This window comes from Brevundimonas sp. GW456-12-10-14-LB3 (genome assembly GCF_059424365.1).
This window is the reverse complement of the sequence record NZ_JBWKZJ010000019.1, coordinates 1-11776: the sequence shown is the minus strand read 5'-3', so window position 1 is coordinate 11776 and position 11776 is coordinate 1. Positions and strand designations below refer to the sequence as shown.

The 11776-nt window shown below is 64.9% G+C and carries 14 protein-coding genes; 3 read left to right on the top strand and 11 right to left on the bottom strand.

All coding sequences use genetic code 11. The annotated features are described in order from the left end of the window. Window positions 1–4 precede the first annotated feature (4 nt). From glyA to AC07XS_RS09415, 5 genes are all read right to left on the bottom strand, one after another. Window positions 5–1288, bottom strand: a complete 1284-nt coding sequence (gene glyA, locus AC07XS_RS09435) for a serine hydroxymethyltransferase (protein WP_054765975.1) — start codon at window positions 1286–1288, stop codon at window positions 5–7. Window positions 1289–1321: 33 nt separating this feature from the next. Further along, window positions 1322–1885 carry a GNAT family N-acetyltransferase gene (locus AC07XS_RS09430; protein ID WP_054765976.1) on the bottom strand — a complete coding sequence of 188 codons (564 nt, stop codon included), beginning with the start codon at window positions 1883–1885 and terminating at the stop codon, window positions 1322–1324. A gap of 32 nt (window positions 1886–1917) precedes the next feature. Next, on the bottom strand, window positions 1918–2121 hold the full coding sequence (locus AC07XS_RS09425; protein WP_182714733.1) for a DUF6898 family protein: 204 nt from the start codon (window positions 2119–2121) through the stop codon (window positions 1918–1920). Continuing rightward, window positions 2118–3344 (bottom strand): 5-aminolevulinate synthase, encoded by a 1227-nt coding sequence (hemA, locus tag AC07XS_RS09420; RefSeq protein WP_182714734.1) that lies wholly within the window; start codon window positions 3342–3344, stop codon window positions 2118–2120. The genes AC07XS_RS09425 and hemA overlap by 4 nt, the downstream gene beginning before the upstream one ends. A 162-nt stretch (window positions 3345–3506) precedes the next feature. After that, window positions 3507–4028, bottom strand: coding sequence for a DinB family protein (locus AC07XS_RS09415; RefSeq protein WP_321208119.1), 522 nt, complete (start codon window positions 4026–4028; stop codon window positions 3507–3509). Between the two features lie 29 nt (window positions 4029–4057). Between AC07XS_RS09415 and AC07XS_RS09410 the strand changes: the two genes are divergently transcribed. Beyond that, the gene (locus tag AC07XS_RS09410; protein WP_224761196.1) at window positions 4058–4738 is read left to right on the top strand and encodes a TetR/AcrR family transcriptional regulator; all 681 of its coding nucleotides are present in this window, start codon (window positions 4058–4060) and stop codon (window positions 4736–4738) included. Between the two features lie 258 nt (window positions 4739–4996). Here AC07XS_RS09410 and tuf read toward each other — a convergent pair whose 3' ends face one another. The 6 genes from tuf to AC07XS_RS09380 form a co-directional block, all read right to left on the bottom strand. Continuing rightward, window positions 4997–6187, bottom strand: a complete 1191-nt coding sequence (gene tuf / locus AC07XS_RS09405; RefSeq protein ID WP_152950524.1) for an elongation factor Tu — start codon at window positions 6185–6187, stop codon at window positions 4997–4999. Between the two features lie 106 nt (window positions 6188–6293). Beyond that, window positions 6294–8372 (bottom strand): elongation factor G, encoded by a 2079-nt coding sequence (gene fusA, locus AC07XS_RS09400; protein ID WP_054765981.1) that lies wholly within the window; start codon window positions 8370–8372, stop codon window positions 6294–6296. A 149-nt stretch (window positions 8373–8521) separates the two neighbouring features. Continuing rightward, entirely contained in the window at window positions 8522–8995 is a 474-nt protein-coding gene (rpsG, locus tag AC07XS_RS09395) for a 30S ribosomal protein S7 (RefSeq protein ID WP_054765982.1), read from the bottom strand. 81 nt (window positions 8996–9076) lie between these two features. Then, window positions 9077–9451 (bottom strand): 30S ribosomal protein S12, encoded by a 375-nt coding sequence (gene rpsL / locus AC07XS_RS09390; protein WP_008260482.1) that lies wholly within the window; start codon window positions 9449–9451, stop codon window positions 9077–9079. A gap of 275 nt (window positions 9452–9726) precedes the next feature. Continuing rightward, the gene (locus AC07XS_RS09385; RefSeq protein ID WP_152950526.1) at window positions 9727–10047 is read right to left on the bottom strand and encodes an energy transducer TonB; all 321 of its coding nucleotides are present in this window, start codon (window positions 10045–10047) and stop codon (window positions 9727–9729) included. A 30-nt stretch (window positions 10048–10077) separates the two neighbouring features. Further along, window positions 10078–10668, bottom strand: a complete 591-nt coding sequence (locus AC07XS_RS09380; protein WP_152950527.1) for a hypothetical protein — start codon at window positions 10666–10668, stop codon at window positions 10078–10080. Window positions 10669–10784: 116 nt separating this feature from the next. Here AC07XS_RS09380 and AC07XS_RS09375 point away from each other — a divergent pair, with 116 nt between their 5' ends. Then, window positions 10785–11450, top strand: a complete 666-nt coding sequence (locus AC07XS_RS09375) for a hypothetical protein (protein ID WP_183217182.1) — start codon at window positions 10785–10787, stop codon at window positions 11448–11450. Beyond that, on the top strand, window positions 11447–11776 hold a 330-nt coding region (locus AC07XS_RS09370), incomplete at its 3' end, for a hypothetical protein (RefSeq protein ID WP_494732664.1). The genes AC07XS_RS09375 and AC07XS_RS09370, both read left to right, overlap by 4 nt.

Here is an 11776-nt window from a genome sequence, read left to right as displayed (position 1 = left end):
CATCTCATCCGTAGATGGGGAAGCGGTTCGTCAGTTCGCGCACCTGGGCCGCCACGCCCGCGACCACGGCCGGATCGGCTTCATCGCCGCCGTTCATCGAGGAGACGACGTCGGCGATCCAGTGACCGATCTGCTTGAACTCCTCCTCGCCGAAGCCCCGCGTGGTGCCCGCCGGCGTGCCCAGGCGAACGCCCGAGGTGACGGTGAAGGGCGCCGTGTCGAACGGCACGCCGTTCTTGTTGCAGGTCATCAGCGCCTTTTCGAGCTCGTGCTCGGTCGCCTTGCCGGTCACGCCCTTGGGCCGCAGATCGACCAGCATCAGATGGCTGTCGGTGCCGCCCGAGACGATGGCCAGGCCGCGCTCGACCAGGACGCCGGCCAGGGCCTGGGCGTTCTTGACCACCTGCTGGGCGTACAGCTTGAACTCGGGCTGCAGCGCCTCGCCGAAGGCCACGGCCTTGGCCGCGATCACATGCTCCAGCGGCCCGCCCTGGAGGCCCGGGAAGACGGCCGAGTTGATCTTCTTGCCCAGTTCGACATCGTTGGACAGGATCATGCCGCCGCGCGGCCCGCGCAGGGTCTTGTGCGTCGTCGTGGTCACGACATGGGCGTGCGGGATCGGATCGGGATAGGCGCCCCCGGCCACCAGGCCGGCGTAGTGGGCCATGTCCACCATCAGATAGGCGCCGACGCTGTCGGCGATCTCGCGGAACCGCTTGAAGTCGATGTGGCGGCTGTAGGCCGAGGCGCCGGCCAGGATCAGCTTGGGCTTCTCGCGCTCGGCCATTTCGGCCACATGGTCATAGTCGATCAGATGGGTGTCTTCGGTGACCTTGTAGGTCACCGGGCGGAACCACTTGCCCGACTGGTTCGCCGGCGACCCGTGGGTCAGGTGCCCGCCGCAGGCCAGGTCCATGCCCAGAAAGGTGTCGCCCGGCTGCAAGAGCGTAAAGAAGACCGCCTGGTTGGCCTGGGCGCCCGAGTGGGGCTGCACATTGGCGAAGGCCGCGCCGAACAGCTTTTTCGCCCGTTCGCGCGCCAGATCCTCGGTCACGTCCACATATTCGCAGCCGCCGTAGTAGCGGCGCCCCGGATAACCCTCGGCGTATTTGTTCGTCAGAACCGAGCCTTGGGCGTCCAGCACCGCCTGGGAGACGATGTTCTCGGACGCGATCAGCTCGATCTGCTCCTTCTGCCGGCCCAGCTCCCCTTGAATGCCCTTGAAGACGTCCGGATCGGCGTCGGCCAGGGTCTTGGTGAAATAGGCGTCATGGGTGAAGGCGGTCACGTCGGAATCCCCGCATCTGAGAAGGCCGCCTATCTAGTCCCCAGCGGAGCGAACCACAATATCTTGTGTCCCAGCCGCCCATTCACGCCGCAGCAGGCCGTAGACCAGCATGTCGCACAGGCCCTTGTGCGTGGTTTCATGCTCCCGCAACCGTCCTTCCAAGGAAAAGCCCAGGCGCTCGGCCAAGCCGGCGGACGGCCGGTTGTCCGCATCGATCTCCGCATAGATCCGACGGCACGACGGATCGGTGAAGAGATGGGACACCAGGGCCGTCATGCACTCCCGCGCCACGCCCTGCCCCTGGCGGTCGACGACGGTGACATAGCCGACCTCCAGAACGCCCTCGTCGCGTCCTGGAAAGGCGACGTAGCGTCCAGCGACCGCGCCGGTTTCGCGGTCCACCGCCGTCCAGCTTCGGCCCGGCCAGGTCGGATCGACCAGCCAATCGGCCAGATCGGCCTCGCTACGGAAGGCGGGTCGCGACATATACAGACACTGGTCGTCGCGCGAGAGGGTTGGAAACAGCGCCGCCGCGTCCTCGCGGACCAACGGCCGCATCAGGAAGCGGGGCGTGTGGAGGGTGGGCGTCGGGCGCATGCCGCCGCTATAGGGCCACGAGAACGGCGGCGCTATCGCCCCCTCTCCGCCCGGCCGGCCTCCAGCGCTCGCCTCAGCTTGGCGATCGCCACCCGCTCGACGGCCTTGGGTTCGTTCGCCGGCCCCATGGCGCTGACCTCGCGGCCGGTCGCGACGTGGATGGCCGAGCATTTGACATAGGGACCGTTGCGGACGAACTCGACGATGATCTCGCCGAGGTCGTCGCCGGTCGTCATGCGGCGACGGGCCGGCGCGCCACGTTGCAGTGGGAGAAGAGCTTGTCCATCGCCTGGACCAGATGGTCCATCATCGCGTCCGTATGGTTGGGCGAGGGCGTGAAGCGCAGCCGCTCGGTCCCCTTGGGCACGGTCGGATAGTTGATCGGCTGAACATAGACGCCGAAGTCTTCCAGCAGCATGTCCGAGATCATCTTGCAGTGGACCGGATCGCCGACATGGACCGGGACGATGTGGCTCTCGGACTCCATGACCGGAATGCCGACGGCGGCGAAACGGGCCTTCAGGGTCGCGGCGCGTTCCTGATGGCGTTCGCGCAGTTCGGGATGGGCCTTCAGATGGCGCACCGAGGCCAGGGCCCCCGCCGTCAGGGCCGGCGGCAGGCTGGTGGTGAAGATGAAGCCCGAGGCCCAGCTGCGCACGGCGTCCACGATCACGGCGTCGGCCGCGATATAGCCGCCCATGACGCCCACGGCCTTGCCCAGGGTGCATTCGATGATGTCGATCTGGTCCAGGACCCCGTCCCGCTCTGCGACGCCGGCGCCGGTCGCGCCGTACAGGCCCACGGCGTGGACCTCGTCCAGATAGGTCAAGGCGCCGTACTGGCGCGCCAGGGCGATGGTGCCGGCCAGGTCGGCGATGTCGCCGTCCATCGAATAGACGCTCTCGAAGGCGATCAGCTTGGGCGCCTCGGCCGGGGCGGCGGCCAGCAGGGCCTCCAGATGCTCAAGGTCGTTGTGACGGAACACATGGCGCTCGCCGCCGCCATGGCGGATCCCGGCGATCATCGAGGCGTGGTTCAGGGCGTCGGAGAAGATGATCAGGCCCGGCAGGATCTTCTGCAGGGTCGACAGGGTCGCCTCATTGCCGACGTAGCCGGAGGTGAACAGCAGGGCCGCCTCCTTCTGATGCCAGTGGGCCAGTTCGGTCTCCAGATCCACAGCCGAGCGAGTGGTGCCCGAGATGTTGCGCGTGCCGCCGGCGCCCGCGCCGGTCGCCGCGATCTCGTCCTGCATGGCCTTCAGCACGTCCGGATGCTGGCCCATGCCCAGATAGTCGTTGGAGCACCAGATCACGACGTCCTGTTCGGACCCGTCTTCCCGACGGCGCACCGCCTGGGGAAAGGCGCCGCTCACCCGCTTCAGATCGGCGAAGACACGATACCGGCCTTCGCTGCGCACCTGCTCCACCGAGCTTTCAAAGGCGGCCTTATAGTCGAACACGATAGTCGTTCTTTCGCTTATGGCGTGTCTGACGGTTTATTTGCGCCCGACGGCCTGGCTTGTCCATGTCTTCCGTATGGACAAATCGCCCAAGCCCTTAATTGATAACGCTTCTCAGAACGAAGGCGTCAGCTCGTCTCCAGCTCGGTATGCTGCCCAGGATCAGCCTGCGCCGGACCCGTCTTGACTGAATCCCTTGTCTCGCCGCGCGGGCTCGTTCTGGTGAAGATACACCGCAAGCGTGTCCCAGGGCGGCGTGATGGATGCTTGAGTGAGAAGGCGGCCGATCTCGCCTCTGTGATAGCCGGCGTGCAGCGAGACATGAACCAGCATCTCCTCACGCGTCATCGAGCCGCGGTCGCCGTCAGTGAAGGTGAAGGCGACGGGCTCGATCCGAGCTTCGGCAGACAGAGCATCCACATAGTCGATGTACCACTGGTCGGTCGCTGCAACGGCCTCCCTCAACTGGCCGAGCGGCAACGCCGTTTCGAAATTTGTAGAGGTGAAGCCGTGCGTCTCTCCTTGCAGATGTCCTGCGAAAATCCGGCTCACAACGTGAAGGTGGCCGATGAGTCGCCGCGCGATCAGCAACTCCGCCTCCCATTGCACAGCATCAAGAGCGTCCAGTTTGTCAAACAGCTCCTGATTGGCCCAGGCAGAATAGCGAACCAACATCTGCAGCATATTTCCCATTGTCAGGCCTTACTTTGCTGGTGACGAATGCGAGCAATCCGCACACATTTTCAGAAGGAGCGGCGTTCCTGTCTATTCGCATTGAAAATCCGCAAGCGGCGACCCGCAAAACCCCGCGTCAGGCGCGCTCGCGCGCCACGGTCGATGCCATCATCGAAGCCGGTGCTCGCATTCTCAGCGATGACGGATGGGCGGGGTTCACGACGAACCGCGTCGCTGAGAGGGCCGGCGTCAGCATCGGCTCGCTTTACCAGTATTTTGAGGACAAGTTTTCACTGGTCGACGCCATCCGTCAGACCCATCTGGAAAACGGTATGCAAGCGATGCGAAGGGTTCGTGCCGTAGGATTGACGCCACATGAACTGGCGGTCCGGATCGTCGCAGCGAGGATCGAAGCCCATTCCATTCATCCTGGCCTTCATCCCGTCCTACTTCAAGAGATCCCGACAGCGAGGGCGCGCCGCAACCCGGCGAGCGACTATGAAGTCGCCTACCTGTCGTTATACGCGAAAATCGTGGCGGACTTCCGCAGCAGACAGGGTAGTCCCGCTGACGCGGTTGCGGGGCGTGTCCTCTCGGACGCCGTTGACGGCGTGATCCACAATGCGGCGAGTCGCAGCGCCCTCGACGACGAGCGGATGCGCGAGGAGTTGATCCGCTTGATCGCGCTCTATCTATCACCTGGAACTGATTTGCCGTGAAAGGCTGCCTTGTCCAGAGGCGCCTTCCTGGATTCAAGGCTGTCACCCTCACCCCATTGCTGTAGCCCCGCATCACGGACCTCAAGGCGGCGTGGGATCCGCCGCGCGTAAGACAGTCGCCCAAAGCTAAACGGCCCCCGGATTTCTCCGGGGGCCGTTCTTTTTGTAGCCTACGCTCGCCTCGCGGAGGCTCGCCGCTTGAGGTCGAAGCGCTCAAGAAGCGAGCGACCGCTCGCGTGCGTTAGCGCACCAAGACGCTTACTCGACGATCTTGGCCACGACGCCGGCGCCGACGGTGCGGCCGCCTTCACGGATGGCGAAGCGCAGGCCCTGGTCCATGGCGATCGGGGTGATCAGTTCGACGTTCAGCTCGGCGTTGTCGCCGGGCATGATCATTTCGACGCCTTCCTTCAGCTTCACGATGCCGGTCACGTCGGTCGTGCGGAAGTAGAACTGCGGACGATAGTTGGTGAAGAACGGGGTGTGACGACCGCCCTCTTCCTTGGTCAGGATGTAGGCCTCGGCCAGGAACTTGGTGTGCGGGGTGATCGAACCCGGCTTGCACAGAACCTGACCGCGCTCGACGTCTTCACGCTTGGTGCCGCGCAGCAGAACGCCGACGTTGTCACCGGCTTGACCCTGGTCCAGCAACTTGCGGAACATTTCCACGCCCGTGCAGGTCGTCTTCTGGACCGGACGGATGCCGACGATCTCGACTTCTTCACCGACCTTGATCACGCCCTTTTCGACGCGGCCGGTCACCACGGTGCCGCGGCCCGAGATCGAGAAGACGTCTTCCACCGGCATCAGGAACGGCAGGTCCACCGGACGCTCAGGCTGCGGGATGTAGCTGTCGACCGTCTCCATCAGCGCCAGGATGCGCTGTTCGCCGATCTCCGGGTTCACGCCGTCGGTCGCGGCCTTGGCCGAGCCCTTGGTGATCGGGATTTCGTCGCCCGGGAACTGGTACGAGCTCAGGAGCTCGCGCACTTCCATCTCGACCAGCTCCAGCAGCTCTTCGTCGTCGACCAGGTCGACCTTGTTCATGAAGACCACCAGGGCCGGCACGCCGACCTGACGGGCCAGCAGGATGTGCTCGCGCGTCTGCGGCATCGGGCCGTCAGCGGCCGAAACCACCAGGATCGCGCCGTCCATCTGCGCCGCGCCGGTGATCATGTTCTTCACATAGTCGGCGTGGCCGGGGCAGTCGACGTGCGCATAGTGACGGTTCGCCGTCTCATATTCCACGTGCGCCGTGTTGATCGTGATGCCGCGCGCCTTCTCTTCCGGCGCGGCGTCGATGTCGGCGTAGTTCATCGCCTTGGCGCCGCCGGCCTTCGCCAGCGTCATCGTGATCGCCGCCGTCAGCGTCGTCTTGCCGTGGTCAACGTGACCAATCGTGCCGATGTTGCAGTGCGGCTTCGTGCGTTCGAACTTTTCCTTGGCCATTCTCTAGCTCCTAGGTCCCCGAACCGGGGGTTCCTGCAGTCTGGGGGTTAAGGGCGCCCGGTTTGGGACCGGGCGCTTTTAGGTGCGCTTTTCCGAAAGGAAAAGCTTAGGCGTACTTCTTGATCACTTCGTCGGCGACGTGCTGCGGCACCGGCTCATAGTGGTCGTACTGCATGGTGAACTGGGCGCGCCCCTGCGACATGCCGCGCAGCGTGTTCACATAGCCGAACATGTTGGCCAGCGGCACGAAGGCGTTCACGACAGTGGCGTTGCCGCGCATGTCCTGACCCTGGATCATGCCGCGACGGCCGTTCAGGTCGCCGATGACCGAACCCAGATACTCTTCCGGGGTCACGACCTCAACGGCCATGATCGGCTCCAGCAGCTTGGGTCCGCCCTTCTCGCGCAGCTCCTTGAAGGCGGCGCGAGCGGCGATTTCGAACGCCAGGACCGAGGAGTCGACGTCGTGGAAGGCGCCGTCCACCAGGGTGGCCTTGACGTCGATGACCGGGAAGCCGGCCAGCAGGCCGTTGTCCTTGGCGGACTTCAGGCCCTTTTCGACGCCCGGGATATATTCCTTGGGCACCGCGCCGCCGACGATGGCGGATTCGAAGACGAAGTCCGTACCCGGCTCGCCCGGCTCGAACACCAGTTTGACGCGGGCGAACTGGCCCGTACCGCCGGTCTGCTTCTTGTGGGTGTAGTCGATCTCGGCCTTGCGGCTGATGGACTCGCGATAGGCCACCTGCGGCGCGCCGATGTTGGCCTCGACCTTATAGGTGCGCTTCAGGATGTCGATCTTGATGTCCAGGTGCAGCTCGCCCATGCCCTTCAGGATCGTCTGGCCCGACTCATGGTCGGTCGAGACGGTGAAGGACGGGTCTTCCGAGGCCAGCTTGGCCAGGGCGACGCCCAGCTTCTCCTGGTCGGCCTTGGACTTGGGCTCGACGGCGATCTCGATCACCGGGGCCGGGAATTCCATCCGCTCCAGGATCACCGGCGACTTGATCGGGTCGCACAGGGTGTCGCCGGTGCGGGTGTCCTTCAGGCCGGCCAGGGCGACGATGTCGCCGGCGTAGGCTTCCTTGATGTCCTCGCGGTTGTTGGAGTGCATCAGCAGCATGCGGCCGACGCGTTCCTTCTTGTCGCGGGTCGAGTTCAAGAGGCCCATGCCCGTTTCCATCTTGCCCGAATACAGGCGGCAGAAGGTCAGCGAACCGACGAAGGGGTCGTCCATGATCTTGAACGCCAGAACCGACAGGGGCTCGTCGTCGGACGCCTTGCGCTCGACCTCGGCCTCGGTCTTGTAGTCGATGCCCTTGGTCGGGGGGATGTCCACCGGCGACGGCAGATAGTCGACGACGGCGTCCAGCAGGGTCTGCACGCCCTTGTTCTTGAAGGCCGAGCCGCAGAGGATCGGGTAGAAGGCGCCGGTCAGAACGGCCTTACGGATGCACTTCTTGATCGTCTCTTCCGAGGGCTCTTCGCCGCCCAGATAGGCTTCCATGGCCTCGTCGTCGAGTTCCACGGCGTTGTCGATCAGGTACTGGCGGGCCTCGACGGCCTTGTCCATCAGGTCGGCGGGGATTTCCTCGTCCTGGTAGGAGGCGCCCAGGCCGTCATTGTCCCAGACCACGGCCTTCATGCGGACCAGGTCCACCAGGCCCTTCAGGTTCGACTCGGCGCCGATCGGGAACTGGATCGGCACGGCCTTGGCGCCCAGGCGGTCGCGGATCGATTCGACCGACTTGTCGAAGTCGGCGCCGATCTTGTCCATCTTGTTGACGAAGACGATGCGCGGAACCTTGTACTTGTCGGCCTGACGCCAGACGGTTTCGGTCTGCGGTTCGACGCCGGCGTTGCCGTCCAGAACAGTCACAGCGCCGTCGAGGACGCGCAGCGAACGCTCGACCTCGATGGTGAAGTCCACGTGGCCGGGGGTGTCGATGATGTTGAGGCGCTTTTCTTTCCAGAAGGCGGTCGTCGCGGCCGACGTAATGGTGATGCCGCGTTCCTGCTCCTGGTCCATCCAGTCCATGGTGGCGGCGCCGTCGTGAACTTCGCCGATCTTATGCGACTTGCCCGTGTAGTACAGGATCCGCTCGGTCGTCGTCGTCTTGCCCGCGTCGATGTGGGCCATGATGCCGAAGTTGCGGTAGTCTTCGATTTTATGCGTGCGGGGCATTAGAGCGTCCCTTGAGGGCTTCGGACGCAGATGCGCCCTTCGAAATGTCGGATATGACGGCGCGGGCGATTTAGCTGAAACCGCCCGCGCCGGATAGTCTTAGATAGGAACCGCCCCATACCTTCGAAAGGGAGACGGTTTTAAGACATTTACCAGCGGTAATGGCTGAAGGCGCGGTTCGCCTCGGCCATCTTGTGGGTGTCTTCGCGCTTCTTGACCGCAGTGCCGCGGTTGTTCGAGGCGTCCAGCAGCTCGGCGGCCAGCTTCTCGGTCATGGTGTTCTCGCCGCGCTTGCGGGCGGCGTTGACCAGCCAGCGGATGGCCAGGGCGCGACGACGGTCGGGACGAACCTCGACCGGCACCTGATAGGTGGCGCCGCCGACGCGACGCGAACGGACTTCGACCGCCGGGGCGACGTTGTCCAGGGCGGAGTGGAAGGTCTCGACCGCGGTCTGGTCCTTCTTCTTCTCGGCCAGGATATCGAAGGCGCCGTAGACGATGTTCTCGGCGACGGCCTTCTTACCTTCGTACATGACGTAGTTCATGAACTTGGTGACGACCAAGTCGCCGAACTTGGGATCCGGCAGGACTTCACGTTTCTGGGCGCGGTGACGACGCGACATAGGTTATTCCTCTTGGGGCCCGGCCGACGCCGGGAAGATCTCGAAAAGGCCTCCGGGCGCGACGGCCCGGAAGCGAACGGCTTACTTCGGACGCTTGGCGCCGTAGTGCGAACGGCGCTGCTTGCGGTCCTTGACGCCTTGCGTGTCGAGCACGCCGCGCAGGATGTGGTAGCGAACGCCGGGCAAGTCCTTCACGCGGCCGCCGCGGATCAGAACAACAGAGTGTTCCTGCAGGTTGTGGCCTTCGCCGGGGATGTAGCACACGGCTTCATAGCCGTTCTTGGCCAGACGGACCTTGGCGACCTTACGCAGAGCCGAGTTCGGCTTCTTCGGGGTCGTGGTGTAGACGCGGGTGCAGACGCCGCGACGCTGGGGCGAACCCTCCAGGGCCGGCACCTTGTTGCGGGTGGGCTTGGGCTTGCGCGGCTTGCGGATCAGCTGGTTGATCGTAGGCATTGAGACAGGTCTCGACTTCTATGGGGGGCGTGTGTCTTTCGACCGAGGCGCCCCGCGCCTTCTTTTGTGAACGAGGGACCATTCCCCCGCCCGGGTGTCATCGAGACTGAGTGCGTGACGACCCAAACAGAAAAGCCGGAACGCGCGCTTTGGGCGTTCCGGCGGGCACAGCCCGTCCGTTCGATTGTCACGATCTCAGCGACCGGCGAACCGGCCACGCCTCGAAAGTGGGCGGCTTCTACGCGCCATGGGGGGAAAGGTCAAGGACAGGCCAACTACTGCAGTCTAAAGCGGGATGTGAACCGGACCTTCTGTCCCACCCGGCTCGGATCGGCCTGCACCCGCAGACCTCTTCTGGACATGGCGAGCGCCGCCTCGCCATAGCCCTGGTCGGACGGCTCCTCGGAGATCACCACGCAGTCCGTCAAAGCTCCGCCTTCGGCGAGAACGCATTCAAGCGTCACAGCCCCATCCTCTGAGCCGGGCGTGAAGCTGCGGCCGACGACAGGGGTTCCGTCCGGCAGGGACGCTACCGCCTCGGACGTCGCACAGGCGGCGAGAAGACCGCATATGACGACGACGATCGTATTCTTCATCCGTCCCTCCCCCGAATCCAGATTTCATTATCACCGGGCGGGGCCGGGCTCCACGGCACAGGCGGCGTCTGTCTGCGCCTCCATATAGGTCCGCTCGAAACAGCGGGACAGCCATGACAGGTTCCGGCCATTGTACCGGTCGCCTTCGTTGGGTGAGGTTCGCAACGTCTCAAGACGCGCGTCCAGCAGTCCCCGATCCTTGACCAGGAACCCATACAACCCCTCGACATAGGCGTTCCAGTCCAAGGCGATTTCGGCGGCCGTGCGCTGATCCGACCGCCGCGCTCCGCCCAGCGCCAGTGCGGCGCCCGCTTCGTCTCCGGCAAAGGCCAGATAGCGCGCCATGTGTAGGTGGGAGATGGCCGATTCCCGCACCCCCAACAGCGGCCCACGCGTCAGATACTCCCGACTGGCCTCGGCCGCTCGCCGGTAGCACCCCAGATCGGCGTACCACATCGGACTGCCGGGCTTGTCCGTCGAGAACTCAAAATCCTCCCAGTCGCGCTCGGCGTTGGCCTCATTGGGGACGGCCGGACAAGTCTCCAGGTCGTCGACAGGGGCCGGCCTGGCGACCTGCGAGCTTGCCTGAAGATACAAGACCAGGACCAACAGTATCGACATCAGCCGCCCCTCCCTCGGAGCCTCATCACACAGCCATGACGCGAACAAGTCAAACCAGCGCCTGAATCCAGCCATCCTTGCGGTCGAGCTTTGCGTTGAACGGTCAGGGGACGGGCATGGGGGCGACGGGCAGGATCGGCTGGGCGGGCGCGACCGCCGCCGCTCTCAGCGTCAACGTCCTGGTCATAGCCCTGCTGTCGATGGAGCACCGGCGAGAGCGGACGCCGCGCTCACGGGCTGCCGAACCGGTTTTGTATCTCGATATCGAGCCACGCGCCTCCTTGCCGAGGGATCGGTCCGTTCGGACGTCTCGCAGGCTCGGCCGTGCGCCCTCTCCTGTTGAACGTCCGGCCGCCGTTTCGCCCACGACCTCCAACCAGACGAAGGAGGCTGGGGTTTCCGTCGCGGCCGGCGCGTCCATCGATGAAGGCTGGCGCGTCACGACCGGCGTCGGGCGTACCAGCGACAGTTTCGCGTCCTGCGACGCGCCGCATCGTCTGTCCGTCGAAGGACGTCGTCGATGCGAGGACCGGTGGATGCGCCTGGGCCAGGAGGTCCGTTCCATAACCGGCTCGGGCGACGCCGAACGGGAGGCGGTCTTCGCGCGCCAGGGCGCCAGACGCCTGGCGGCATGGGAGGCGAAGCGCGCTGAGCCGTCGCGGGGCGACCCGCCTTGCGAAAGTCCCAATCCCGTGGCCGGTTGCGAAGGGGTCAACATCAGCGTTGAGCTATTCTCCACACGCGACGGCGTCCTGCCCAACCTCAGAAAGCGCCGCCAATGAGCGTGTCCGCCCAGCCTCGTCCACCGTTCCAGCGTCCCGACTGGCGCAAGGCGGGTCTGGCCGCGTTGGCCGCCGCCATCAACATCGCCCTGATCGCCGCCCTGTCCGTCACGGCGCTGGGGATCGACGGGGAAGACTTCGCCGCCGAGCCGCCGCCGATCTATCTGGACATCGAGCCCCGCCCCCTGCTGCCCGACGAACGCCCCCGCATTCCCAGCATGGCCACGCCGGACGTCGCACCCGCAGCGGCTCCGACAGCCTCGTCTTCCCCGTCGGTTCGACCTCCCGCTGCGGAGGCCCAGGCCGTTCCCCGCCCTGCCCCCCTG

Bases quoted from the DNA above. Each gene is read 5' to 3' on its own strand.
- AC07XS_RS09415 (WP_321208119.1), bottom strand. From the start codon at position 4,028: ATGCTGCAGATGTTGGTTCGCTATTCTGCCTGGGCCAATCAGGAGCTG.
- AC07XS_RS09425 (WP_182714733.1), bottom strand. From the start codon at position 2,121: ATGACGACCGGCGACGACCTCGGCGAGATCATCGTCGAGTTCGTCCGC.
- rpsL (WP_008260482.1), bottom strand. From the start codon at position 9,451: ATGCCTACGATCAACCAGCTGATCCGCAAGCCGCGCAAGCCCAAGCCC.
- AC07XS_RS09375 (WP_183217182.1), top strand. From the start codon at position 10,785: ATGGGGGCGACGGGCAGGATCGGCTGGGCGGGCGCGACCGCCGCCGCT.
- rpsG (WP_054765982.1), bottom strand. From the start codon at position 8,995: ATGTCGCGTCGTCACCGCGCCCAGAAACGTGAAGTCCTGCCGGATCCC.
- tuf (WP_152950524.1), bottom strand. From the start codon at position 6,187: ATGGCCAAGGAAAAGTTCGAACGCACGAAGCCGCACTGCAACATCGGC.
- AC07XS_RS09430 (WP_054765976.1), bottom strand. From the start codon at position 1,885: ATGCGCCCGACGCCCACCCTCCACACGCCCCGCTTCCTGATGCGGCCG.
- AC07XS_RS09380 (WP_152950527.1), bottom strand. From the start codon at position 10,668: ATGTCGATACTGTTGGTCCTGGTCTTGTATCTTCAGGCAAGCTCGCAG.
- AC07XS_RS09385 (WP_152950526.1), bottom strand. From the start codon at position 10,047: ATGAAGAATACGATCGTCGTCGTCATATGCGGTCTTCTCGCCGCCTGT.
- fusA (WP_054765981.1), bottom strand. From the start codon at position 8,372: ATGCCCCGCACGCATAAAATCGAAGACTACCGCAACTTCGGCATCATG.